This window comes from Thioclava sp., assembly GCF_048263065.1.
Taxonomy (GTDB): domain Bacteria; phylum Pseudomonadota; class Alphaproteobacteria; order Rhodobacterales; family Rhodobacteraceae; genus Thioclava.
On record NZ_JBLXEM010000003.1, the window covers coordinates 337,001 to 361,072 of the forward strand.

Genomic DNA, 24,072 nt, shown 5'->3' on the forward strand with positions numbered 1-24,072 from the left:
AAGTTTACCCGATCCCGTCATAGCCCGACAAATCGAGCCCCGGAACCTGCGCGGCCAAAGCGCGGTTGCTGTCAGCGAACTGGCCCGCAAAGGTTGCGCGCACATAGTCACTGACCGGCTTCGTGCGGGCAAAAGAACCAGCCAGCGGGCCGCGCCGCGCCAGATATCCCGCAACCCGATACAGCCCGCCGGGTGTCGTGGCAATTGCGATAGGAGGCTGGGGGTTCAGCGTGCTGGCCTGCCAGTGATTGATCCGGCGCAACAGCCACGCAGCACCTTGAGGCTGGCTGATGCCAACGCCCCCCTTATCCATCGTCGCGCCCAGCCCCTGCCAGAGAGTGTTGCCAGCGAATGTAGCCAGCTGATCCAGCGTGGTATCGCGATCGCGTGCTAGGCTTTCTTGCGTCATCACATGCACATTCTGCGCGCCAAACAGCGTTTGATACAGCCCGACGAGGCGATGATAGGCGAAATGATCGGGGCTGAAACCGCTATAGCCCGGCTCTTGCGTGCCTGCGAAAAACTTGTCGGGCGGCATCACGCCACCGCGGCTAAGGTATTGCATATAGACCGAGGGCAGGATGCGCATCTGATCGCGGATCGTGATCAATATCCGGGCATCTGGCGCAATGGCGTGCAGGCGGCGGGCGAAATCGTCGCTCTCGCGCCCGCCATAAAACGGATGACCCGAGAGAATTTCAGATGAGATCAGCGGGGTTTGATCTGGCTCTCGCTGCGCGATGCCCTTGGCAATGCGTGCGCGCATCACGTCGGGATCAAACACCAGCCCATGCGGGCGCACAATCTCTGCATCGACCTGCTGATGATTGGCCAAGGGCAGATAGCCGTGTTTGGGCAAGAACAGCTTGTTTTGCAGCCAAGAGGTGGCAGTTTTATGATAGCCGATATGGATTAATAGTTGAGCCATGCCTGTCCTTGCCGCCCTCTGCCGGGGTCGTTTGGAACAATCTACGTCAAGCACGGGGCCAAGGGAAGCAGCGCGCTCAGCATCAAGCCTCACCCAAGAGTTTTGACCCGAAATACCCGCGCAATCCGCGCATTGCGACCCATTGCAGACCAAATAGCGCCAATACAATAAGCCATTTTATCGCGGTGCTTTGCATCGGGACAAACAGCGTGAGCGCGCCAATCGAGGTCAGGGCCAGCGCGCTTGTCGCGAGCGCTGGCAGCATGTCGGGCAGGCGCGTGACGCTGTGCAATCGTACCAGCGATAGCACGAAACCGATCAGTTCTGCACCAACCCCAAGCCAGATCAGCGCTTGCAACGAGCCGGTTGATTGTAGCAGCCACCAGCCGATGGGTAACACCAGAACGCGCGGCAGATTGCCCCAAAGCGCGTTGCCCGTGGCCCCCGCCGAAAGCGCCACAATCGCGGGACCAGATTTGAACACCCGCAGCGCGTGCGAAATCGCGAAGGGGACCAGCAGCGGCACAATCATCGCGTATTTCGCGCCCAGCAGCCACATCACCATCGGGCCACCCAGCAAAAACATGCCCAGCACCAATGCGGTGCCGTTCATCAATGCAGCCTCCAGCGTGGCACGTGCCATTTCACGATGCGCTGCGTCTTGGCCCTCGCCGTGCAGTGCGGACAGTTTGGGCAAAAAGATGTTTTGGGTGGTTTTCGCGATAACCAGCGTGGGCGTTAGCGTCAGCGTGACTCCCATCGCGTACAGCGCTAGCGCCTCCATCCCTGACAGCCGCCCGACAATCAGCTTGTCGCCCTGAAACACCAGGTACAGCAGTACCGCATTAACCAAAAGCGGCGCGCCAAAACGCCAGGAATCCGCCATCACGGCGGGGTCAAAGCGCAGATGCCAGCGGCGTTCAGCCACCAGATGCGAGGTCACGACACCCAGAACCGCCTGCAACAGCAACGCCCAAAGCATCACACGCCAATCGCCGAAGAGATGCGCCAGCGGAAAGATCACCAACAGCGAACCAAGCGCGGGCAATGCTCCTGTTAGCAGCATCGGCCCATAGCGGCCTCGGCGTTGCGCGCGGTGGATGTCGAAATGTTGCATCGCATTGAGCAGTGGCACGAGGGCCAGCCAGCGATACGCACTGGCCGCTTGCGGAATGCCTAGAAATGCGGCGACCGGCCCGGCCATCGCAAGAAGTGCCAAAGCGCCTATCACGCCACGGATCAGTTGAAACCCTTGCAGCGCGGCCTGAAAATCGGGATCGTCGCCACGCCGGGCCTGCACGATTTGCTGATGCAGGCCAAGGTTGGAGGCCATCTCGATCACCGCCATCACCATCGCAAATGTCGCCGCGATCCCGTAATCGGCCACCGGGATCAGGCGCGCCAAGACCAGATTGCGCGCCAGCAGTAGCACCGCAGCACTGGCGTTCCCACTTAGGATCAAAAGGGCAGTGCGCATCATCGGGGGATCGGGCCTTGCGGCGTCTCTTGGGCGCGCCCCAAGGTGATGGGGCAATCGGCGGGTGACGTTGGGTGCACTCTCCGCGCTTGTCGTGTTTTGGTCAAGCGGGCGCTGTGGCGGTTGTGACATGCTCGCAACGCTGTGGGGCGCATTAGGCTTGTCAGCTAGGCTGTCTTGCTGTTGAACTCGTTGCAAAACAAGAATGGCCGAGCATGAGCAGCGCAAAAAACACTCCCTTTACTGGCCCCAGTCCCGCGCTTTTGCGTGTTGCAAAAGGCGATCTCTGCGCAGGCTGCGGGCTGTGTGCGGGGCTGGCTCCGGGGCGGATCAAGATGGAGATGACACCGCCCGGCTTTCCCCGTCCGGTGCAAACTGCCGATCTGAGCGGGCCGCAAGAGGCTGGTATTACGGCCAGTTGCCCCGGTTTGGGCCAAAGCAGCGCGCGCGCAGGCGAAGGGCGCGACCCGCTTTGGGGGCCGTATCGGCAGATGGTGACGGGCTGGGCGGGCGATGAAAACCTGCGGTTCGCGGGGGCCTCGGGGGGCGCGTTGTCGGCTCTGGCGGCGCATCTTTTGATCTCGGAGCGTGTGGATGGAGTGATCCAGATCGAGGCCGATCCCGCCAATCCAACCGGCAACCGCACGCGCATCAGCGAGACAGCGGCGCAGGTGGGGCAGGCCGCAGGCTCGCGCTATGCGCCCTCCAGCCCGCTGGTGGATTTAGCCACCTACCTGACGTCGGGGCGTCGCTATGCCTTTATCGGAAAACCCTGCGATTGCGCGGCTTTGCGCGCGCTCAGCCTGCGCGATCCGGCCGTGGCGCGCGCCTTTCCGGTGGTCTTGTCGTTCTTTTGTGCGGGCGTGCCAAGTGCGGCGGGAGCGCAGGCGCTGCTGGACACAATGGGCGTTCCGGCAGATCAGCTTGCTGCCTTCCGCTATCGTGGCAATGGCTGGCCGGGGCGCGCAACGGCGACCTTGCAGGATGGCACCACCCGAGACCTTGACTATCATACGGCTTGGGGTGGCGTGCTGGCGCATCACGTTCAGCATCGCTGCAAAATTTGCGCCGATGGCACGGGCGTCGCCGCAGATCTGGTTTGCGCCGATGCCTGGGAGGCCGATGCCAAGGGCTACCCGCTCTTTGACGAGGCGCCCGGCGTCAGTCTGATCGTGGCACGCACGCGGCTCGGGGCCGAGATTTTGGCGCAGGCCGAAGCGGGCGGCACGGTGCAAACGCAGCCCTTCGATGTGGCCAATCTTGCCGCGATCCAGCCCGGCCAGCGCGAGCGCCGTCGCGCGCTGTTTGCCCGCCTTGCTGCGCTACGCCTGGTCGCACGTCCTGTGCCCGTTTATGTCGGGATGGACCTGCGCGCCTGCGCGCGACAAAACCCGATCGCACGAAATTTGCGCAACTTCGCAGGCACGATCCGGCGCGCATTCTCGAGGCCGAAATGAGCCGCGCGTTGCGTGTCTGCCTGATCTTTCATTCGACGCGTTCAGATAATCTGGGCGTGGGCGCGTTGACGGTCTCCGAGATCGCTTTGCTGCGCAAACTGGGCGCGAAGATGGGGCGCGAGATCGCGATCACGGTGCTTGATTGGAAAGACGCGCGTGCGCCCTATGTTGCGGGCGATGACCTGACGCTGATTGAGGTCGATGGCGCTTTTCTGAAATCTCCCAAAGGGTTGTTTGCCACCGTTAAAGCGTCTGATCTGGTGATTGATATTGGCGGCGGCGACAGTTTTGCCGATATTTATGGCGCGAAACGGCTGATCCGCATGTTCTGGATGAAGTTCGCGGCGCATCTGGCGGGCACGCCTTTGGTCGTGGCACCCCAGACAATCGGGCCGTTTTCCAAGCGTTGGTCGAAATGGCTGGCGGGGATCACGCTCAACCGTTCGGCGCTCGTGGCGGCGCGTGATGATCGCTCGGGCGAGGCGTTGCGCGCACTTGGCTATCGCGGCGATGTGGTGGCGGCCTCGGATTTGGCGCTGCGGCTACCTTATCAGCCCCCTGAACTGGGCACGGATGGTGCGCCGCGTGTTGGGATCAATGTCTCGGGGTTGTTGATGGCAGGAGGCTATCAGGGCGGCAATGATTTCGGCATGCGCCTTGATTACCCGGCGTTAATTGCGCGGCTGATCGAGTGGTTCAAGGGGCAGGGGGCCGAGGTCCATCTGGTGCCCCATGTGATCGTGGCAAGCGGGCCGATGGTGATTGAGGACGATCTGCGTGCTTGCGAAGCTTTGGCACGCGAACACGGCGTGATCTGCGCGCCTGCGTTTGACAGCCCAGGGGCTGCGAAATCCTACATTGCGGGGCTCGATTTCTTTACCGGCGCGCGGATGCATGCCTGTATCGCGGCGTTTTCCAGCGGTGTTCCTGTGGTGCCGATGGCCTATAGCCGCAAGTTTGCGGGGCTGTTTGGCACGCTGGGTTATACGCGCACCGTGGATTGCACCAACACCGGAGGTGACGGTGTTTTCGCCGCCGTCACCGAGGGCTATCTGATGCGCGACACGCTGGCGGGCGAGATGAAAGAGGCGCTGGCCAAGGGGTTGGTGCGGCTTGGTGCATATGACGCGGCGCTTCTTAAATTGCTGGAGAGCATTCGTGGCTGAAGCTGCCGTCATCATCCCTCATTACAACGATGTGGACCGCCTGATCCGCTGCCTTGAAGTGCTGGCACCCCAGGTCGACGCGCGCTGCGAAGTGCTGGTGGTTGATAACAATTCCACCGTCGATCTGGCCCCGGTGCGCGCGGTCTTTCCCGATCTGCGCATCGTGACCGAGATAAAAAAGGGGGCCGCCGAGGCGCGCAATCGCGGCGTGGCCGAAACCACGGCCGAGCGGTTGTTCTTCATCGACAGCGATTGCGTGGCAGCACCCGACTGGATCGCGACGGCGTTCGCGGTGATGGATCGCGGCGATCTGGTAGGCGGGCATGTCGCGGTGTTTGACGAAACCCCGCCGCCGCGATCAGGCGCGGAGGCGTTTGAGACCGTTTTCGCGTTCGATTTCCGTCGCTACATCGAGGAAAAGGGCTTTTCGGGCACCGGCAATCTGCTGACGCGGCGCGATGTGTATGAGGGCACAGGGCCGTTCATTGCGGGGCTGTCCGAAGATCTAGATTGGTGCCGCCGCGCGACCGCCAAGGGCTATAGGTTGGTCTATGCCGAAGGGCTGCGCGTGGGCCATCCCTCGCGTCAGGATTGGAGCGCGCTGTCGCGCAAATGGCGACGGTTAAGCGAAGAAGGGTTTGGCGTGAACGGATCGGCCCCGATGGAGCGCCTGAAATGGGCGGGCAAGGCGCTGTTGATGCCGCTCTCGATTGTGGCCCATATCCCCAAGGTTCTGCGCCACCCCGATCTGCGCGACAACCGCGAGCGCGGACGCGCATTAGTTACGCTATCGCGGTTGCGACTGGCGCGGATGGGCTGGATGCTGCGCCAAGCGGTCTTCGGGCATCTCTGAAACAGTGCCGAATAGTCACATATAGCCGCGCTGCCGCCCTGAATTTGCCTTGTTTACCTTGTTTAACCCTCTCTTGAGGGCCTACCCTCATCGACACAAGCAGTAAGCAGAGCCGCGCTGAACGTGGCCGCGACAGGCGAATGATATGCGACATGAGATGCACAGTTTTGGGCTGATTGCGCGCGTTTTCCAGCGGGGCACTTTGGGCTGCGTGATGGCGATGGCGCTGATTGCCCCCGCGCAGGCGCGCGATTGGTCGGTCTCGGGAGCGGATGCGCTGGCGAATGTGATCGGCCAGCTTGCCCCCGGCGATGTGGTAGCGCTGGAACCGGGCGACTATCCTGCGCTGAACCTGTCAAAGCTGGCAGGCGATGAGGGGGAGCCGATCACGTTCCGCTCTAGCGACCCCCAACACCCCGCGCGCATCGAACGGATGGACCTGCGCGAGGTCAGCCATCTGGTGTTCGACGATCTGCTGTTCGACTATGATTTTACCTCCGATGACAAAGCAAATTTGCGGCCGTTTCAGGTGTTTACGGCGCGTGATGTGACAATCAAGAATTCGGTATTTGATGGCGATCTGGCCCCGCCGATGGCGGGCTCGCCCGAACATAACCCGTTGCCTACGGCGTTTGGGTTGGCGCTGCGGGCGTCAAGCGGGCTGCATATCGAAAACAACGAGTTCCGTCGATTTTTTCGTGGCGTGGTGGTCAGCGATTGCGTCGATATCGCGGTGAGGGGCAACGATATCCACGACATGCGCATGGACGGGATGAACTTTGCGCAGGTCGAGCGTGTGACCATCACGGGCAATCATATCCATGACTTCCTGCGCGCCGCCGCGCTGGCCGATCATGCGGATATGATCCAGTTTTGGACCTCCGGCACCTCCCGTCCCAGCCGCGATATCCTGATTGCGGATAATATTTTCAACTCGGGCATGGGGCTGTTCACGCAGTCCATTTTGATGCGCAACGAGCTGGTGGATCGGGGCAAAGCGGGCGACGAGATGTTTTACCGCAACGTAACGATCCGCGACAATGTGATCATCAACGCGCATTTGCACGGGATCACGCTGGGGCAAGCCGATCATGTCGAGATTGCCAATAACACGCTCATCCATAACGCATTCTCGCAAGGGGTTGAGGCCGATCCCAAGCTATGGATTCCCCAGATCCGGGTGGCGCGCGATGCGCGTGATGTGGTGATTGAAAAGAACGTCGTGGGCGAAATCGCAGGCCCCGTCGGACAGACCGACTGGAGCGTGAAGGACAATCTGTTGATCCAAGATGTCTCGCCGAGCCGCCCTAATTTCTACGACACGCTGTTTGTGGCTGCGCGCACCGGTTTGCCCGATGATCTGCGTAACTTCGACTATCTTCCCGGTAGCGCGCTGGCAGGATCGGGGATCGGCGCACCCCAGTTGGATCAGCTTGCGCAACAGGCCACGCTGCAACCGGTGATGCGTATCGGCGCGGCACCGGAAGGTGGAAAAGAACTGCTTTTTGATGCGGCCAAAACCGTGCTGCCAGCGGGCATTGATCCGAGCAAAGTCACTTTTGACTGGCAGATCGGCAGGGCCGACAAGATCGCGGGTGCCAAGGTGCCATTCACCTTTGAGCGCCCCGGCAATTATCGCATCACCTTGACGGCTATGTTGCCAGATGGGCAAAGCCGTTCGGCACAGGGCCAGATCGTCGTACGTGACAGTCGCGTGCTGACGTTTGATCCTGAAATCGGGCGGATCGTGTCGCACGTTGGTGCGGAACCAGAGGTACTGTCCACCATCGCCGTGTCCCCTGGCGCGCTGGAATTCGGCGCAGGCGGAGGCGCCGTGGACGTGCCCGCCAAGATGATCGCGCCGTTTTTTGGCTCCAACACGTTCAAGCTGTCGATGCGTCTACGCGCAATGGGCGATTTCAAGTCGGCGGGCGAGGTTGTGCGCATCCATCAATCCCTGATCATCAAGGCGACGGGTCGGGGCACCTTTACCGTCGAATTCTGGCCTGCCAACGGCCATCGCCTGTTTTTGCGCACCAAACGGATCCCGCTTTATGACGGAAAATGGCACGATGTCAGCTTTGAATATGACGCCGCGAAAAGCCATTTTAAGGTCCACGGCGATGGCGCGCTGATCGGGCAAGGCAAGGTTTCGGGGGAAACCCGCCCGATGGAATATTGGGGATTGTCACTGGGCAACCCGTTCGGCGTGAAAGACAGCTTTCATGGTGAAGTGGAAGCGTTGGAACTTGACGCCACTGGTCCTGCGGTTGCGGGAGCGCTGTGATGAATCGGGCTGGCGCGCGTTCGCATAGGCAGGCAGAGCCTTGGCCGCGCACCAACACGCGCCAGTTTGGCGGCCCACCCTCGGCCTTGAACGATGCAGCACTAGCCGCAGCCAAGCTGCCGTTGCCGGTTCTTATCATGATCCTTACGATCCTTATCCCGGTGGAGTTCCACATCGGATCACTGGCGATGACAGGATTGCGTGTTGAACTGATCGTGATGGTGCTGCCCCTGCTTTATGGCCTGTTTTCAGGGCGTTTCGGGCCGATCCTGATGGTAGATTGGCTGTTTTTGGGCCATTTTGGCTGGATCGTTGTGGCGCTTGCGGTGAACAACCCTGACCGTGTGATCCAGCAGGCGGGGTCGCTGGGGATTGAGTTTCTGGGTGGCTATCTGATGGGGCGCGCCTATATCCGCTCGCGCGAGGCGTTTGCGGCGCTGAGCAAGGTTTTGATCTGGTCGATCGTGCTGATGGTGCCTCTATTTCTATACGAGGCCAAGACCGACTTTACCGTAATCCCGATGCTGCTAGAAAAATTGCCCGGGATCAGTTCGGTCAATATTTCGCGCCCAGATCCCCGCATGGGTTTGAACCGGGTGCAGGCGTCGTTTGACCACCCGATCCACTTCGGACTGTATGCCTCGGTTGTGTTTTCGCTGGCTTTTGTTGCGTTTGAGGGCATCCGTTCATTGGCATGGCGCATCGTGATGAGCGTGATTGTCGTGGGGTCGGGTGCGCTGGCGTTGTCGTCGGGGGCGCTTCTGGCGCTGGTTTTGCAGATCGGACTGATCAGTTGGTCGCTGACGTTTCAAAAGATCGCGTGGCGTTGGTGGCTGTTATTGGGCCTGTTCGTGCTGACCTATATTATCATTGATTTGCTGTCGAACCGAACGCCGATCAAGGTGTTCATGTCCTACGCGACGTTTTCTGCTCATACCGCCTACTGGCGCGGAATCATCTTTGAATGGGGAATGAAAAATGTCTGGGCCAATCCGATCTTCGGGCTTGGCCTGCGCGACTGGATACGCCCCTCTTACATGCGTTCTGGCAGCATGGATAACTTTTGGCTGGTGATGGCGGTGCGTTATGGCATCCCCGGGTTTTTGCTGATCGCGACGGGTTATGTACTGGGGCTGGCGCAGATTATGCGGCGTAATTTCGACTCCGATCCGCGCTTGATGTGGTTTCGCCGGGCTTGGGTGTTTACCTTTCTCGGACTGACCTTCACGCTATGCACCGTGCATATCTGGGGGTCGATCTATTCGTTTGTCTTTTTTATGTTTGGATCAGGCATATGGCTGATCAAAGAAGATGCCCCAGACCGTCGCGCCGTTGGACGTCGGGACAAGCACGAGACTCCGACTGTTGGTGAAACGCAGGTGTCAGAGCCCGCACCAAGCGTGGCCTCAAGCTACACCCGGTTTGGACAAGGGCATCATCGCGGGTAGGTTTATGCTAACGCCCGATCCGCTCGCGCGCTTCGGGAGAGAGCGCGTTCAGAACGGCGGCGGGCGGGGCCATGCCGAAATAGCCTCGTAATAGTGCGCGTGCTTCGGCGCTGTGGCCCTGCAGCATCAGTTGCACCGCCTTGGCGAGCGACCAGAACATCCCGCCGATCAGTCCTGGCGAGAAATGGCGACGCAGGAACATCGCGCGGGCGCGGTGTTTGAAATATTGCGAGAATGGCGAAGCGACTGAACCCAAACGTTGCGAGCCAATCGCCGAGCCTGCCTTGTGCAAAACCACCGCATCGGGGCAATAGGCGATGCGCAACGGGCCGCGGCGCAGGGCCCAGTCGACTTCCTCGTAATAGAGGAAATAATCCTCTGCCATCGGGCCTGCGGCCTCGTAGAAGGCGCGCGTTGCGATCAAGCTGGCGCCGGTCACGAACTCGATCCGGGCCGCATTCGGGGCAGGGGTGTCGCGATCTGCGAATTGGTTGATGTTACGCGTAATACCGGTGCGCTTGTCGATGATACCGCCGTCAATCTGGATCATCTCGGGCTTGTCGGCATAGACGACGCGATGCGCGATCATCCCGATTTGCGCGTCGTTCGCGCGGTATGTCGCGAGTTGGCGCGCTGTGTCGGGCTGCGCGATGCAATCGGGGTTGAGCAGCCAGAAGCGTTCAATCTCGGGCACGCGCGCCAGTCGCTCAAGCCCCAGATTGATGCCCGCCGCAAAGCCGCCATTCACGCCCGCCTTGATCAGCGCAATCCCCGGCGCGCCCGCCTGTGCAGCGGGCAGCAAAGCCGGGCCAAGGGTCTCGCGCACCACCGCATTGCTGCGATCGCGCGAGGCGTTATCGACCACCACCACATGCAACACCACGCCGCTTGCCGCCTGCAGCGCGCGCAGGCAGTCTGCGATCACGTCCGCAGCGTTGTAGGTCACGATCACCACCCCCAGATGTGGGGTGGGTGTTGAGTCGGGGCTCGCTGCCATGGTCTGTGTATTCCGTGCTGAATTTCGATCAAGGAATCAGAATGGCGCGGCGATGACCAGAGCGATCAGGCGCAAGCTGGCAAAACCTGCGCGGCTGTGGCGTTTAGACCCCGCGCGACAGTGCTGCTACCCCGGTGCGTGCCACATCTGATAGGCCCAAGGGGCGCATCAACTCGGCAAAGGCGTCGATTTTCTCGGACGTGCCGGTGATTTCGAACACAAAGCTTTCCAGCGTGCTATCCACCACATTGGCGCGGAAAATATCGGCCAGACGCAGCGCCTCGACGCGTTTTTCGCCCGTGCCCGACACTTTCAGCAGTGCCAATTCGCGCTCGACCGGGCTGCCCTCGACCGTCAGATCCTTGACCTCATGCACGGGAACGATGCGGCCCAGTTGCGCCTTGATCTGCTCGATCACCGACTCCGTGCCAGTGGTGACGACGGTAATGCGGCTTTTGTGACCTGCGTGATCGACCTCGGCCACGGTCAGACTGTCAATGTTATAGCCGCGCCCCGAGAACAATCCGATCACGCGCGCCAGAACGCCCGCCTCGTTGTCCACGATCACTGCCAGCGTGTGCGAGCGCTCTAGCTGGCTGTGGCTGTCGCGCAGATCATAAGCCGAATGGCTCGATGCGCCTTTTTTGATTTTCAGAGCGGCCATTGCCTCTCTCCTCTCATCTAAATTCCAACTGCTTCAAATGTTGCGCGGGGAGGGGGGCGTGGCCCCCCGGTCTGGCCTAGACCAGCCCCGCGCCTTCCTTGAAGGCCTCGGCATCGGCGGCCAGAAGCATCTCGTTATGGGGTTTGCCCGAGGGGATCATCGGGAAGCAGTTCTCATGTTTCTCGACTCGGCAGTCAAACAGCACCGGACCATCGTAATCCAGCATCTCTTGAATCGCTGCGTCCAGCTTGGCCGGATCGTCGCAACGAATACCCTTCCAGCCGAAACTTTCAGCAAGTTTCACGAAATCGGGCAGGCTTTCGGACCACGAGTGACTGTAGCGTTCGCCATGCAGCAGTTCTTGCCACTGGCGCACCATGCCAAGGCGTTCATTATTCAGGATGAACTGTTTCACGGGCGCGCGGAACTGGGTCGCGGTGCCAAGTTCCTGCATGTTCATCAGCCAGCTTGCCTCACCCGCCACGTTGATCACCAACGCGTCCGGGTGGGCCACCTGCACCCCGATCGAGGCCGGAAACCCATAGCCCATCGTGCCCAAGCCACCGCTTGTCATCCAGCGGTTGGGCTCTTCAAAGCCAAGGAATTGCGCCGCCCACATCTGGTGCTGTCCGACCTCGGTCGTGATGTAGCGATCACGACCCTTGGTCAGCGCCTCAAGGCGTTGCAGCGCGTATTGCGGTTTGATGGTGGTGTCAGAATTGGTGTAATCGAGGCACTTAACAGCACGCCATTTTTCAATCTGGGCCCACCACTTCGCCAGCCCGGCCGTGTTGACCTTGCGCCCGCGCGATTTCCACACTTTGAGCACATCTTCCAGCACATGGCCGATATCGCCCAAGATCGGCAGATCGACCGGGATGATCTTGTTGATCGACGAGGCGTCGATATCGACATGCACCTTGGTTGAACGTGGGCTGAAATCGGGGATGCGGCCGGTGATGCGGTCATCAAAGCGCGCGCCCAGATTGATCATCAGATCGCAGCCATGCATTGCCAGATTGGCCTCATAAAGGCCGTGCATCCCGAGCATCCCCAACCACGGCTGTCCCGACGCGGGATAAGCGCCCAAGCCCATTAGCGTCGAGGTGATCGGAAAGCCCGTCGCATCCACCAGCTCGCGCATCAACTGACACGCGGCGGGGCCGGAATTGATCACGCCGCCGCCAGTGTAAAATACCGGGCGCTCGGCTTGTTCGATCAACTCGACGAGCTTGGTGATCGCGTCCAGATCGCCCTTCACTTTGGGTTGGTAATGATCAACGCGCGCTTGTTTGGGCGCGGTGTAATCGCCCATCGCAAATTGCACATCCTTGGGAATGTCTACCAGCACCGGGCCGGGACGCCCCGAGGTCGCGACATGGAACGCCTGATGGATGGTTTCAGACAGTTTGGCGGAATCCTTCACCAGCCAGTTATGCTTCGTACAGGGGCGGGTGATGCCCACGGTGTCGGCCTCTTGAAAGGCATCGGTGCCCACCATGAAGGTCGGCACCTGACCCGAGAACACCACAAGCGGGATCGAATCCATCAGCGCATCGGTCAGGCCGGTCACTGCATTGGTCGCACCGGGGCCAGAGGTCACCAGAACAACGCCGGGCTTGCCGGTGGAGCGGGCATAGCCCTCGGCCATATGCACCGCCGCCTGTTCGTGACGCACTAGGATATGGCGGATGTCATTTTGCTGGAAAATTTCGTCGTAAATGGGCAGGACCGCGCCGCCCGGATAGCCAAATACCGTGTCGACGCCCTGATCTTTAAGCGCCTGCACCACCATTTTCGCGCCGGTCATCTGCCGTGCCATATCTCTTCTCCATCCTCGCATGGGGCGTGCTGCCCCCGCTTTGCGCGTCTCGCGATCAACCTGCCAATAAAAAGCCCCCGGCTTTGGCGGGGGCGCATGGGAACCTTCATGGTCAAACCGTTACCGGCCCATGCGCGTGACTCCTACGACAGATACTAGAATCGCATTCATTGCGCTTCCTTTCATTTGCGAACGAGCGGAGATTATGGCCGGGGGCAGGGGGCGTCAATGCCCAAAGGCTGCATAAAATGTCGCACGGGGGTGTTATTCTTGTGAAATGTTGCGCGCGATCTGGATCGGTTCGCAACTTTGTATAAAAATCGGCTTTGATCGGTGCGTTCTTCTAACACATACCGTTGCGTCATCACGCGAGCTTGATACATGCGCCTGTCTATTTGGTCAGGTGAGCAAACCAAATAGCCTTGGAAAAGCTTGACCTTCGAGGGATGAGCGGTCAATCAAAAGCTGAGGTGCGAGACATCGAGCCGAATAAAAAGAGGGAGAGAGTATGATGGGCGGATTGCTAGCCCTGTCACGCTGGATTGATATCATCAATGAGCGGATCGGAAAGTCAGCGTCCTGGCTTATTCTGATCTCGGTGCTTGTCAGTGCGACAAATGCCATTGTGCGCAAAATGTTCGACATGTCGTCGAATTCGTGGCTCGAATTGCAGTGGTACCTGTTTGGTGCCGCCTTTCTGGGAGCCGCCGCTTATACGCTGAAACAAAACGAACATATCCGCATCGACATCGTGTATGGCGCCTTCCCTCGCAAGGTGCAGCACTGGATTGATCTGCTGGGGCATCTCTTTTTCCTGATGCCGTTCGTGATCTTGATGCTGGTCAAGCTGACGCCCTTCGTGATGCTGTCGGTGCGCTCGGGCGAGATGTCTACCAACTCCGGCGGCCTGATCCTGTGGCCAGCCAAGATGTTGCTTTTGATCGGATTTTGGCAGCTGTTTGCCCAAGGCGTTTCCGAGATCATCAAGAAAATTGCTGTGATGCGCGGGCTGATGGAAGACCCGCATTCGCTGACCGGCCATCACGGGATGGACCCGATCACCGAAGAGGAGGCGCTCTAAATGCTCGAACTTATCGCGCAAAACATGGCGCCAATCATGTTCGTTTCGCTCATCGTATTCTTGCTGCTGGGCTATCCGGCGGCGTTTGCGTTGGCGGCGAACGGGTTGTTATTTTTCGTCATCGGGGTCGAACTGTCGGGCTATTCTGGCGGGTCGATCAACCTTGACTGGCCGCTGCTAAATGCGCTGCCACAACGCTTCTACGGGGTCTTATCAAACGAGACACTCTTAGCCATTCCATTCTTTACCTTTATGGGCATCGTGCTGGAGAAATCCGGCATGGCCGAGGATTTGCTGGACACGATCGGGCAGCTTTTTGGTCCGGTGCGCGGCGGCTTGGCTTACGCGGTGATTATCGTGGGCGCGCTGCTGGCGGCGACCACGGGGGTTGTTGCGGCATCGGTGATCGCGATGGGGCTGATCAGCCTGCCGATCATGCTACGCTATGGCTATGACCGTAAGGTGGCGACGGGCGTTATTGCCGCCTCGGGCACGCTGGCGCAGATCATCCCGCCTTCGCTGGTTCTGATCGTGTTGGCTGACCAATTGGGTCGCTCGGTTGGGGACATGTATAAGGGCGCGCTGATCCCGGGCATGGTGCTGACCGGCATGTATCTAAGCTACGTTCTGGTGATGTCGATCATCAAACCAAAGTCGATGCCGGCGCTGCCCAAAGAGGCGCGCACGCTGGGCTCTGGCGTGATGTCGCTGCTGGTGGCATTGGTCTTTACCGTGGTCATTTTCTACTTCGCAGTGGGCTATTTCGAGAAGTCTGGTTCCAGCGTGAACAACTCGGAAATCCTAGCAGCCGGGGTTGCGGTCATCATCGTTTATGCGGTCGCGGTGCTGGATAAGGCGTTCAAGATCAACCTGATGAGCCGTCTGGCGCAGCAAGTGATCATCGTGCTGATCCCGCCGCTGGCGCTGATCTTCCTCGTTCTGGGCACGATCTTCCTTGGCGTGGCAACCCCGACCGAGGGTGGTGCGATGGGGGCTGTTGGTGCGCTGGTGCTGTCGGCCGTCAAAAAACGGCTGAGCTTTCCCGTGGTGCGCGACGCACTGGCGGCGACGACGCGGTTGTCGGCCTTTGTGCTGTTCATTCTGCTGGGTGCGCGGGTGTTCTCGCTGACCTTTTATGGGGTGAACGGGCAGATCTGGGTCGAGCATCTGCTGACTTCGCTTCCGGGCGGCCAGCTTGGCTTCCTGATCGTGGTGTCGCTGCTGGTCTTCTTTCTGGCCTTCTTCCTCGACTTCTTCGAGTTGGCCTTCATCATCGTGCCGCTTCTGGCCCCCGCGGCCGAGAAGCTGGGGATCGACCTGATCTGGTTCGGGGTGATCTTGGGGGTCAATATGCAGACTTCGTTCATGCACCCACCGTTCGGGTTTGCGCTGTTCTATCTGCGTTCTGTCGCGGCCAAGGTGCCCTATATCGACAAGGTCACAGGCTTCAAGATGGAGCCGGTGAAGACCTCGCAGATCTATTGGGGCGCTATTCCCTTTGTGTTCATCCAGGTCGCGATGATCGCCATCGTGATCGCCTTCCCGGGCATGGTGATGCATTACAAGGGTAAGCCGATTGATCCCTCAAAGGTCAACATGACCCTGCCTGCAATGCCAGGCCTGGGGGGCTTGGGCGGCTTGGGAGACCTGCCGGGACTTCCCGCACCGGGCAGCCCAAGCGGCGGGGCAACGGGGGGCGGATTGCCACCCTTGCCCGCACCGGGCAGCAACTAGGTCTGTGTCCTAAACACAGCAAACGGCGGTCTTTCGGGGCCGCCGTTTCGCTTTGTCGGGAACCTATTAACGTGTAAAAGCGTATATCTAACAGCCGCCATTGTGGCGCTTGATATGGGAAAGGGATTTGCGATGCGTATTCTGGTTCTGGCAGCTGCTGGAGGACTGCTTGTCTCTTTGGCAGCCTGTGGCGATAACGCGACCGAGCGTGCCGCTACCGGCGGTGTCGGCGGTCTGATCGTGGCCGGGCCGATTGGCGCGGTCGCAGGGGCGACCGTCGGGGCGGCGACGACGAAGTAGGGCTGCCAAAAGTAGCCGCCGCCAAGACTGCCCAAGATGCAAAAAGGCCCCGGATGATGCCGGGGCCTTCTGCTGTCGATCTGTAGTAGATCACATCTTCAGATTGCCTGCCGCTTGCTGGCGCATCATGAAGTAGTCGTAGTTGAACTCGGACAACTGCCACCAGCCGTAAGCGTCGTTACGGAAGGCGAACACGCTATCATAGACCTTTTTGAACGCCGGGTTGGTTGCGTTGATCTCGTCATAGACTTCACCGGCGGCCTTAAAGCAGGCATCCATGATTTCTTGCGAGAACGGACGCAGTTGCGCGCCTTGCGACATCAGCTGTTTCAGCGCGGTCGGGTTCTTTTGGTCATAAGATGCCATCATGTCGCAATTGGCGGCCTGAGAGGCAGCTTGCAGCGCGATCTGATAAGCCTCGGGGAGGCCCTCATAGGCTTTCTTGTTGAACATGGCGTGCAAGCAAGCACCACCTTCCCACCAACCGGGATAGTAGTAATAGGGCGCGACTTTATAGAAGCCGAGCTTTTCATCGTCATAGGGGCCAACCCATTCGGTCGCGTCGATCGTGCCTTTTTCCAGCGAGGGGTAGATGTCGCCGCCCGCAATTTGCTGAGGCACAACGCCAAGTTTTTCCATGACCTTGCCGCCAAAGCCACCGATGCGCATTTTGATGCCCTTGAGGTCTTCGACGGTATTGATTTCCTTGCGGAACCAGCCACCCATCTGCGCGCCGGTATTGCCGCACGGATAGGCCGTGATGCCGTAATTCGCGTAGAATTCGTTCATCAAGTCATTGCCGCCGCCATAGTAGAACCAGGCGTTCTGCATGCGCGCGTTCAGACCAAAGGGGACAGCCGTCGCAAAGGCGAAGGTCGGGTCTTTGCCCCAGTAGTAGTAAGATGCGGTGTGACAGGCCTCGACGGTTCCGTTGGACACAGCGTCCAGCGCTTGCAGGCCGGGAACGATTTCGCCCGCAGCAAACACCTGAATGTTGAACTTGCCACCGGTTGCGCCCTTGACGAAATCCGCCATGGTTTCCGCCGCGCCATAAATCGTGTCGAGCGATTTCGGGAATGACGACGTCAAACGCCAAGTAACTTCCGGGCTTTCTTGCGCAATAGCCGGTGCGGCCAGTGCAGAGCCCGCAGCCGCAGCGGCCCCGCCAAGCGCGCCTTTGCGCAGGAATGAACGACGATCCATATGGTTTCCTCCCGTTAAGTATCGTTTTCTTTTTATGCCCCGCGCTCTCTCTCCACCCCTTAGGGTCCCTCGAAAGGCGGGAATGCGGTCACCTTACTTGACCGATTTTGCCTGTAAACCGTTAAGTTCCCTCAAATACAGGAAATCGGGCAAAGCCGCGTGATCCGCGCGTGAGGGAGGAAATGGGTTTAACGCGCAGCGAAAGCGCAGAAAAAAAGCCCCGGCGCTTTGGGGCGCCGGGGCTGGGTTAGATTGCGGCAAACGCCGCTGGGCTTACAGCTGGCCGGCGATGTTTTGGCGCATCATGAATGTGTCGTAATTGTATTCCGCCACCTGTTCCCAGCCGAACCAATCCTTGCGGAAATCTTTGATCGAGCCCCAGATTTTCGCAAACTCGGGATTGCTGGCTTCCATTTCCGCATAGACCTCGTTGGCCGCGTCGAAACAGGCCTGCATGATCTCGGGCGAGAAGGGGCGCAGCTGCGCGCCCTGTGCCATCAGGGTCTTAAGCGCGGCAGGGTTCTTCATATCGTATTTTTGCAGCATGTCCGCATCGGTGGCCTGACAGGCCGTGTGCAGAAGCGCCTGATATTGCGGGGGCAGGCTTTCCATCTTGTCTTTCGAGAAGAAGAAGTGAACCGTCGGGCCACCTTCCCACCAGCCGGGATAGTAGTAATAGGGCGCGACTTTATAGAAGCCGAGCTTTTCATCGTCATAGGGGCCAACCCATTCGGTCGCGTCGATTGTGCCTTTTTCAAGCGCCGGGTAGATGTCGCCACCCGCGATCTGCTGGGGTACAAGCCCCAGTTTTTCCATCACCTTACCAGCGAAGCCACCAACGCGCATCTTGAGGCCTTTGAGATCGTCGACCGTGTTGATTTCCTTACGGAACCAGCCGCCCATCTGCGCGCCCGTATTACCACCGGGCAGGCCGTAAAGTCCTTGCTTGGCAAGGAATTCGTTATACAGATCGATGCCGCCGCCATGGTAGTGCCAAGCGTTCATGCCGCGCGCATTCAGCGAGAAGGGCACAGCCGCGCCAAGCGCCCATGTCGGGTCTTTACCCCAGAAATAATAGCCCACCGTGTGGCAGACCTCGACCGTGCCGTTCGTTACTGCATCAGCGACTTGCAGACCGGGTACGATTTCGCCCGCAGCAAAAACCTGAATTTTGAATTTCCCATCGCTGGCCTCTTCGACCATTTTCGACATGACCTCGGCGCCGCCATAGATCGTGTCGAGCGATTTCGGAAACGACGAAGCCAAGCGCCATGTAACCTGCGGGCTTTCTTGCGCAATGGCAGGCGCGGCAAGGGCTGAGCCGGCTGCTGCAGCGGCCCCGCCAAGTGCGCTTTTGCGCAGGAATGAACGACGATCCATAGGGTTTCCTCCCGTTGAGTATCAATCTCGTGATGTGGGTTGTCCCGTCGCCCTTGCGGGCCGTGATAGGACGATACCTGCGTTCACTTTACGCAAGCAGTTAGGGCTGTAAACCTTGATTTTCCAATAGTTGTGAGGGAAGCGCGAAGAATGTCTTTCGGTCCCCACAGAGCAGGATGCGGCTTGCCTAATGGGCTAGATTTTGTGCGATTTGCTGGACAAAACCCCAGTTCAGGCCATTGCGGTAAAGGATTTGTGATGGGATGGCGCGGCCGATGCATTGGGCAAATACCCGCCGGAGGTGTGCAGGTCTCGGGCAAATCATCCGCTGCGGGTATCGGGCAGTTGGATGCGCGCGACCTGATCGGCGATTGGATCGACGCAGAGCGGATGCGTCTCGCCCGCGTGGTCCTCGGGATTGCCGATACTCATCCATTCACCGCCCTTAAATATCTCGAGCGCGGCGAAATTCGCCTTGTAACCCATCTTGCGCGAGCCCGGCACCCAATAGCCCAGATAGACATAGGGCAGGCCGATACGGCGCGCGATCTCGATATGATCAAGGATCAGATAGGTGCCAAGGCTGTCCTTGATCCGGTCGGGTTCGTAGAACGAATAGACCATCGACAGCCCGTCATCGAGCACATCCGTCAGGCAGGTCGCAATCAGCGCCCGAATTGATCCCGGCGTGGCCGCACTTTCGCGATATTCGATGACGCGCGATTTTACCGGAGTTTCCTCGATCATCGCTGCAAACTCGAAGATATCCATATCGGCCATCCCACCATCGGCGTGGCGCAGATCGAGATAGCGGCGGAAAAGCGCGTATTGCTCTTCGGTGGCCCAAGGGCTGGTCGCGGTGCGCCGCAGATCGGCGTTGCGCTTGAGAATCCGGCGTTGTGAGCGTGACTGGGTGAAATCTCCCACCCGGATTCGCGCGGAGAGGCATGCGGTGCAATCGGCGCATGAGGGCCGATACAGCACATTTTGCGAGCGACGAAACCCTTGGCGTGATAAGGAATTGTTAAGCTTTTCAGCGCCTTCCCCCTGCAAAGCCGTGAACAGTTTTCTCTCGGCCCGCCCGTCGAGATACGGGCAGGGCTGCGGCGCGGTCACATAAAACTGCGGGGCAAGCGGGAGGGAATGGCGCATTGGGGTGCCGTTTGAATTCGGATTGGGTTGATAACAGGCTAACAAAGCGGCGCGCTCGGGCCAAGTGTTTCCGCGCAGTTGCCTAATATTATTGCATAGAAAAGCGCCCCGTTCAGATTGATCAGGGCGCTTAGAATCTATCGCTTGGAGGATTTAGGCCTTAGCGGTGTTGTCCTCACTATCGCTATGCGCGGCAGCTTTAGCGCGATCTTCCATGTATTGGTCGAACTCGGCCTTGTCGCGCGATTCACGCAGGCGGCGCAAAAACTCTTCGAATTCGGACTGTTCGCGTTCTAGCCGTTCAAGCGTGTCGGACTTGTAAGCGTCAAACGCGGCGTTGCCAGTGGTGCGCGAGACATGCACCCGCCCGCCAAAGCCACAGCCGTGGCTGCGCGTCATCTGATGCCCGCCCTTGCGCCAGCGGCGCCCGAAGCGACCAGTGAACAGGATAAAGAATAACAGCACCAGCCCCAGCGGACCGGCAAAGATGAACCCCGCAACCATCAACGCAATCCATGCGCCCGGCCCATTGCCATCCATCCAGTCGATAGCGCGGGTAAACCAGTTGCCCCGATTGAGCGGGGTGGGGGAGTTGGTAGCATAGGCTGACATGGGGAACCTCCGTTGGGTTTATGTGAATGCCTTTTACATCAACCAAGATCGGTATTCTGATCCCGCCTTGCAAGGGTTGATGTGAATGTTTTTTACATTGCGCAGAAAATCCCTTGATTTGCTTTGATTTATTCGGTGAAATCGGCTTGCGCCACACCGCTGATGCGCTCTAAATCCTGCGGCGAGATGCTGAAAACATGGCGCGGTGTGCCCGCTGCGGCCCAAATTACATCAAATTCCATCAGTTTCGGGTCCAGAAACGTAGTGACCGGGTTCAAATGCCCCAACGGCGCCACCCCGCCAATCGCAAAGCCAGTTTCTGCGCGGATTAGCGCAGCATCGGCCTTGCCCAACGGCTGACCGGCCACCGTGCTGGCCTTGGTCGCGCTCACCCGATTGCCCCCGGCCGTGATAAATAACACGATATGGCCGGTTTTTTCGCCGCGAAAAATGATCGACTTGGCGATCTGATCAAGCGCGCAGCCCGCAGATTGTGCCGCTAATTCTGCCGTGCGCGCCTCGCCGACTTCGCGAATTTCATACGCTGCCCCCGCTGCCTCAAGCGCCGCGCGCACCCGTTTTAAGGATTTACTCAATCGAAATTCTCCAAGTATCGCTGCCGAAGCGTCCGGATTCTGCCGCCAAGCGCCTCCGGCGGGAGTATTTAGAGCCAGATGAAACCCAGTCCAATCCCCATTGACCGCCGCCCCCCGAGGGGTAATCTGCGCTCATGCCCTTTGCCTCGCGCCTTACCCGTTGTCCCATCCCGTTCGAGCTTGATCGCGCGCAGGAAGCGCGCGCGCTGTTTGACGATCTTGCGCCTGAGTTGCGCGATCTGCTGGGCGGCACTGCCGGATGCAGCCCGTTCTTAAAAGGGTTGATGGAAAGAGAAACCGAGTGGCTGCGCGCAGCCATTTTGGGCAATCCCGAAACCGCGCTGGCCGAGGAGTTCGCGCGCCTTGCCCCGGTTGCGCTGGGCGATCTGGGATCTGAGTTGCGCCGCGCCAAACGACGGGTCGCCCTGTTAGCGGCGCTGGCCGATCTGGGCGGGGTGTGGTGTCTTGAAGAGGTGACCGGAGCGCTGACACGGCTGGCAGATCTGGCGGTCGATCTGGCGCTCAAGCGGTTGGTGGCCGAGGAAATCCGGCGCGGCAAAATTCCGGGCGCGCGCCCGGAAGATAGCGAGACGGCAGGGGGGATGGTGGCGCTTGCGATGGGGAAAATGGGCGCGAGGGAGCTGAACTACTCGTCCGACATCGACCTGATCTGCCTGTTTGATGAGACTCGCTATGATCCTGATGACCGGGTGGAGGCGCGCGCGGCCCTGATCCGCGCGACCCGCAAGATGGCCGCGATGCTGAATGATCGCACCTCGGAGGGCTATGTGTTTCGCACCGATCTGCGCCTGCGCCCTGATGCCAGCGTAACGCCGGTTTGCATCTCGATGGGCTCGGCCGAAGCCTATTACGAGGCGGAAGGGCGCACATGGGAGCGCGCGGCCTATATCAAGGCGCGCGCCTGTGCGGGTGATATCGCGGCGGGCGAGCGGTTCTTGGCGACCTTGCGCCCGTTCGTGTGGCGCAAGCACCTTGATTTCGCCGCCATTCAGGACGCCCATGACATGCGGCTGCGTATCCGCGAGCACAAAGGTTTGGGTGGCCCGATCGACGTGGCGGGGCACAATATCAAGCTCGGTCAGGGCGGGATCCGCGAGATCGAGTTCTTCGCCCAGACCCGGCAGCTGATCGCAGGCGGGCGCGATGAAAGCCTGCGCGATCGCACCACGGTGGGGGCGTTGCGCGCGCTGGCGGTCAAGTCTTGGGTGCCCTCGGATGTGGCCGAGGAACTGGTGGGCCATTACCGCGAGCATCGCGAGATCGAGCATCGCATTCAGATGGTCAATGATGCGCAAACCCAGCTTTTGCCGGGCACGCCAGACGGATTGGCGCGGATCGCGGCGATGATGGGGCAGGGTGATGTCGAGGCATGGACGCAGGCGCTGAAAGCGCGTCTTGAGCGGGTCGAAAGCTTGACCAATGCGTTTTTTGCCCCTGATGAGACCGCTCCGCGCCCAGATCTCAGCGAGAAGGCCCGCACGCTGGTTGAAGGCTGGGTGGGCTATCCGGCGCTGCGCTCGGACCGCGCGCGGGGAATTTTTAAACGTCTCGAGCCCGAACTGCTGGGTCGGTTTCAGGCGGCGGCTGATCCCGATGAGGCCTTGGCGCAGTTTGACGGGTTTCTCAAACACTTGCCTGCAGGCGTGCAACTTTTTTCGTTATTTGAGGCCAATCCAGTTTTGATTGACCTGATTGTTGATATCTGCGCAACAGCGCCCGCGCTGGCAAGTTATCTGTCGCGCAATGCCAGCGTGTTGGATGCGGTACTGGGCGGGTCGTTTTTCGCCCCTTGGCCGGGGCGCGAGGGCTTGGCGCAAGATCTTGGCCGCCAGCTTGCGCGCTTGCAGGATTACGAGGGAGCGCTGGATCTGACGCGGCGCTGGGCGAAGGAGTGGAAATTCCGCGTCGGGGTGCACCATCTGCGCGCGCTGATCGAGGCCGAGCAAGCCGCACATCAATATGCCGATATCGCAGGGGCGGTGCTGTCTACGCTTTGGCCGGTTGTGCAGGGCGAGTTCGCGCGCCGCTATGGCCCGCCGCCGGGTCGTGGCGCGGTGGTTTTGGGGATGGGCAGTTTGGGTGCCGAGCGGCTGAATGCACATTCCGATCTTGATCTGATTATGATTTATGATGCTGCCGGACAGGACTATTCCGAGGGTAAGAAGCCTTTGGCAGCAAGGGCTTATTACGCAAAGCTCACGCAGGCATTGATCACCGCACTGACCGCGCCGATGCCCGAAGGCACGCTCTATGAGGTGGACATGCGGCTGCGCCCGTCGGGGCGTCAGGGTCCGGTGGCGACCGCGCTGCAAAGCTTCGCCGATTATCAGATGAACGAGGCCTGGACGTGGGAACATCTGGCACTAACGCGGGCGCGCGCTGTCGCGGGTAATCCCGATTTGGCCGATGAGGTCGAGGCGATCCGGATGCAGGTTCTGGCCGCCAAAGGGCGTGGCGAGACGGTGCTGGCGGATCTGGCGCAGATGCGTGCGCGGATTTTTGCGGCCAAGCCTGCGGACGGGCCGTGGGAGGCGAAAATCGGTCCCGGCCGGCTGCAAGACATTGAACTCTTGGCGCAAAGTTTCGCCCTGCGCGCCGGCCAGCCCGCGCGCAAGGTTGAGGCGCAGCTGCGGATCGGTCCGCGTGAAGGCTTTGTGAGCAACGATGAGGGCGCGGCCCTTGCCTCGGCCTATCGTCTTTTGTGGCATCTGCAATCAGGCGCGCGCTTGTTGTCTGACCGCGCGCTCGATATGGACGCAATCGGTGCGGGCGGACGCGCCTTCGTGCTGCGCGAGACCGGCTCGGACAGCCTCGAGGCGCTGCAGGCCCGGCTGGACCTTGTCACGCGTGAGGTGGCGCAGATCGTGGATCACGTCTTGGAGGCATGAATGGGG

The 24,072-nt window shown here is 59.9% G+C and carries 19 protein-coding genes; 9 read left to right on the forward strand and 10 right to left on the reverse strand.

Annotated elements, in window-relative coordinates:
• Positions 1–4: 4 nt before the first annotated feature.
• Together ACN0SD_RS06990 and ACN0SD_RS06995 are read right to left on the reverse strand one after the other, a co-directional pair.
• Positions 5–928, reverse strand: coding sequence for a hypothetical protein (locus tag ACN0SD_RS06990; protein WP_417807501.1), 924 nt, complete (start codon positions 926–928; stop codon positions 5–7).
• 82 nt (positions 929–1,010) lie between these two features.
• The gene (locus ACN0SD_RS06995) at positions 1,011–2,408 is read right to left on the reverse strand and encodes an oligosaccharide flippase family protein (RefSeq protein ID WP_417807502.1); all 1,398 of its coding nucleotides are present in this window, start codon (positions 2,406–2,408) and stop codon (positions 1,011–1,013) included.
• A 212-nt stretch (positions 2,409–2,620) separates the two neighbouring features.
• On the opposite strand from ACN0SD_RS06995, the gene ACN0SD_RS07000 reads away from it, so the two are divergent.
• From ACN0SD_RS07000 to ACN0SD_RS07020, 5 genes are all read left to right on the forward strand, one after another.
• A complete protein-coding gene (locus ACN0SD_RS07000; protein ID WP_417807503.1) occupies positions 2,621–3,862 on the forward strand; it encodes a Coenzyme F420 hydrogenase/dehydrogenase, beta subunit C-terminal domain in 1,242 nt (413 codons plus the stop codon).
• Positions 3,859–5,028 (forward strand): polysaccharide pyruvyl transferase family protein, encoded by a 1,170-nt coding sequence (locus ACN0SD_RS07005; RefSeq protein WP_417807504.1) that lies wholly within the window; start codon positions 3,859–3,861, stop codon positions 5,026–5,028. Before ACN0SD_RS07000 ends, ACN0SD_RS07005 begins: the two co-directional genes overlap by 4 nt.
• Positions 5,021–5,881 (forward strand): glycosyltransferase family 2 protein, encoded by an 861-nt coding sequence (locus ACN0SD_RS07010; RefSeq protein WP_417807505.1) that lies wholly within the window; start codon positions 5,021–5,023, stop codon positions 5,879–5,881. The genes ACN0SD_RS07005 and ACN0SD_RS07010 overlap by 8 nt, the downstream gene beginning before the upstream one ends.
• Before the next feature lie 145 nt (positions 5,882–6,026).
• Complete coding sequence (locus ACN0SD_RS07015) at positions 6,027–8,168, forward strand: right-handed parallel beta-helix repeat-containing protein (RefSeq protein WP_417807506.1); 2,142 nt, start codon at positions 6,027–6,029, stop codon at positions 8,166–8,168.
• Positions 8,168–9,616 (forward strand): O-antigen ligase family protein, encoded by a 1,449-nt coding sequence (locus tag ACN0SD_RS07020; RefSeq protein WP_417807507.1) that lies wholly within the window; start codon positions 8,168–8,170, stop codon positions 9,614–9,616. The genes ACN0SD_RS07015 and ACN0SD_RS07020 overlap by 1 nt, the downstream gene beginning before the upstream one ends.
• Before the next feature lie 7 nt (positions 9,617–9,623).
• Here the strand turns inward: ACN0SD_RS07020 and ACN0SD_RS07025 are convergent, their stop codons facing one another.
• The 3 genes from ACN0SD_RS07025 to ACN0SD_RS07035 form a co-directional block, all read right to left on the reverse strand.
• The gene (locus ACN0SD_RS07025) at positions 9,624–10,613 is read right to left on the reverse strand and encodes a glycosyltransferase (protein WP_417807508.1); all 990 of its coding nucleotides are present in this window, start codon (positions 10,611–10,613) and stop codon (positions 9,624–9,626) included.
• Between the two features lie 103 nt (positions 10,614–10,716).
• Positions 10,717–11,277: an acetolactate synthase small subunit gene (gene ilvN, locus ACN0SD_RS07030; RefSeq protein WP_417807509.1), complete on the reverse strand. Its 561-nt coding sequence runs from the start codon at positions 11,275–11,277 to the stop codon at positions 10,717–10,719.
• Positions 11,278–11,353: 76 nt separating this feature from the next.
• Positions 11,354–13,099, reverse strand: a complete 1,746-nt coding sequence (locus ACN0SD_RS07035; protein WP_417807510.1) for an acetolactate synthase 3 large subunit — start codon at positions 13,097–13,099, stop codon at positions 11,354–11,356.
• 511 nt (positions 13,100–13,610) lie between these two features.
• On the opposite strand from ACN0SD_RS07035, the gene ACN0SD_RS07040 reads away from it, so the two are divergent.
• The 3 genes from ACN0SD_RS07040 (at position 13,611) to ACN0SD_RS07050 (ending at position 16,214) form a co-directional block, all read left to right on the forward strand.
• Positions 13,611–14,180 carry a TRAP transporter small permease subunit gene (locus ACN0SD_RS07040; protein WP_417807511.1) on the forward strand — a complete coding sequence of 190 codons (570 nt, stop codon included), beginning with the start codon at positions 13,611–13,613 and terminating at the stop codon, positions 14,178–14,180.
• Positions 14,181–15,914 carry a TRAP transporter large permease gene (locus ACN0SD_RS07045; RefSeq protein ID WP_417807512.1) on the forward strand — a complete coding sequence of 578 codons (1,734 nt, stop codon included), beginning with the start codon at positions 14,181–14,183 and terminating at the stop codon, positions 15,912–15,914.
• A gap of 114 nt (positions 15,915–16,028) precedes the next feature.
• Positions 16,029–16,214, forward strand: coding sequence for a hypothetical protein (locus ACN0SD_RS07050; protein WP_417807513.1), 186 nt, complete (start codon positions 16,029–16,031; stop codon positions 16,212–16,214).
• A 90-nt stretch (positions 16,215–16,304) separates the two neighbouring features.
• Here the strand turns inward: ACN0SD_RS07050 and ACN0SD_RS07055 are convergent, their stop codons facing one another.
• From ACN0SD_RS07055 to ACN0SD_RS07075, 5 genes are all read right to left on the reverse strand, one after another.
• Positions 16,305–17,417: a TRAP transporter substrate-binding protein gene (locus ACN0SD_RS07055; RefSeq protein WP_417807514.1), complete on the reverse strand. Its 1,113-nt coding sequence runs from the start codon at positions 17,415–17,417 to the stop codon at positions 16,305–16,307.
• A gap of 273 nt (positions 17,418–17,690) precedes the next feature.
• On the reverse strand, positions 17,691–18,797 hold the full coding sequence (locus ACN0SD_RS07060) for a TRAP transporter substrate-binding protein (RefSeq protein WP_417807515.1): 1,107 nt from the start codon (positions 18,795–18,797) through the stop codon (positions 17,691–17,693).
• A gap of 321 nt (positions 18,798–19,118) precedes the next feature.
• Entirely contained in the window at positions 19,119–19,949 is an 831-nt protein-coding gene (locus ACN0SD_RS07065; RefSeq protein ID WP_417807516.1) for an arginyltransferase, read from the reverse strand.
• 153 nt (positions 19,950–20,102) lie between these two features.
• Positions 20,103–20,561, reverse strand: a complete 459-nt coding sequence (locus ACN0SD_RS07070; RefSeq protein ID WP_417807517.1) for a DUF2852 domain-containing protein — start codon at positions 20,559–20,561, stop codon at positions 20,103–20,105.
• Positions 20,562–20,689: 128 nt separating this feature from the next.
• Positions 20,690–21,157, reverse strand: a complete 468-nt coding sequence (locus ACN0SD_RS07075; RefSeq protein WP_417807518.1) for a YbaK/EbsC family protein — start codon at positions 21,155–21,157, stop codon at positions 20,690–20,692.
• Between the two features lie 134 nt (positions 21,158–21,291).
• On the opposite strand from ACN0SD_RS07075, the gene ACN0SD_RS07080 reads away from it, so the two are divergent.
• Complete coding sequence (locus ACN0SD_RS07080) at positions 21,292–24,066, forward strand: glutamine-synthetase adenylyltransferase (protein ID WP_417807519.1); 2,775 nt, start codon at positions 21,292–21,294, stop codon at positions 24,064–24,066.
• The last annotated feature ends 6 nt before the right edge of the window (positions 24,067–24,072 follow it).

Coding starts and splice junctions, on each gene's coding strand:
- ACN0SD_RS07025 (WP_417807508.1), bottom strand. CDS start 10,613: ATGGCAGCGAGCCCCGACTCAACACCCACCCCACATCTGGGGGTGGTG.
- ACN0SD_RS06990 (WP_417807501.1), bottom strand. CDS start 928: ATGGCTCAACTATTAATCCATATCGGCTATCATAAAACTGCCACCTCT.
- ACN0SD_RS07015 (WP_417807506.1), top strand. CDS start 6,027: ATGCGACATGAGATGCACAGTTTTGGGCTGATTGCGCGCGTTTTCCAG.
- ACN0SD_RS07005 (WP_417807504.1), top strand. CDS start 3,859: ATGAGCCGCGCGTTGCGTGTCTGCCTGATCTTTCATTCGACGCGTTCA.
- ACN0SD_RS07055 (WP_417807514.1), bottom strand. CDS start 17,417: ATGGATCGTCGTTCATTCCTGCGCAAAGGCGCGCTTGGCGGGGCCGCT.
- ACN0SD_RS06995 (WP_417807502.1), bottom strand. CDS start 2,408: ATGATGCGCACTGCCCTTTTGATCCTAAGTGGGAACGCCAGTGCTGCG.
- ACN0SD_RS07050 (WP_417807513.1), top strand. CDS start 16,029: ATGGGAAAGGGATTTGCGATGCGTATTCTGGTTCTGGCAGCTGCTGGA.
- ACN0SD_RS07040 (WP_417807511.1), top strand. CDS start 13,611: ATGGGCGGATTGCTAGCCCTGTCACGCTGGATTGATATCATCAATGAG.
- ACN0SD_RS07035 (WP_417807510.1), bottom strand. CDS start 13,099: ATGGCACGGCAGATGACCGGCGCGAAAATGGTGGTGCAGGCGCTTAAA.
- ACN0SD_RS07020 (WP_417807507.1), top strand. CDS start 8,168: ATGAATCGGGCTGGCGCGCGTTCGCATAGGCAGGCAGAGCCTTGGCCG.
- ACN0SD_RS07000 (WP_417807503.1), top strand. CDS start 2,621: ATGAGCAGCGCAAAAAACACTCCCTTTACTGGCCCCAGTCCCGCGCTT.
- ACN0SD_RS07060 (WP_417807515.1), bottom strand. CDS start 18,797: ATGGATCGTCGTTCATTCCTGCGCAAAAGCGCACTTGGCGGGGCCGCT.
- ACN0SD_RS07080 (WP_417807519.1), top strand. CDS start 21,292: ATGCCCTTTGCCTCGCGCCTTACCCGTTGTCCCATCCCGTTCGAGCTT.
- ACN0SD_RS07070 (WP_417807517.1), bottom strand. CDS start 20,561: ATGTCAGCCTATGCTACCAACTCCCCCACCCCGCTCAATCGGGGCAAC.
- ilvN (WP_417807509.1), bottom strand. CDS start 11,277: ATGGCCGCTCTGAAAATCAAAAAAGGCGCATCGAGCCATTCGGCTTAT.
- ACN0SD_RS07065 (WP_417807516.1), bottom strand. CDS start 19,949: ATGCGCCATTCCCTCCCGCTTGCCCCGCAGTTTTATGTGACCGCGCCG.
- ACN0SD_RS07045 (WP_417807512.1), top strand. CDS start 14,181: ATGCTCGAACTTATCGCGCAAAACATGGCGCCAATCATGTTCGTTTCG.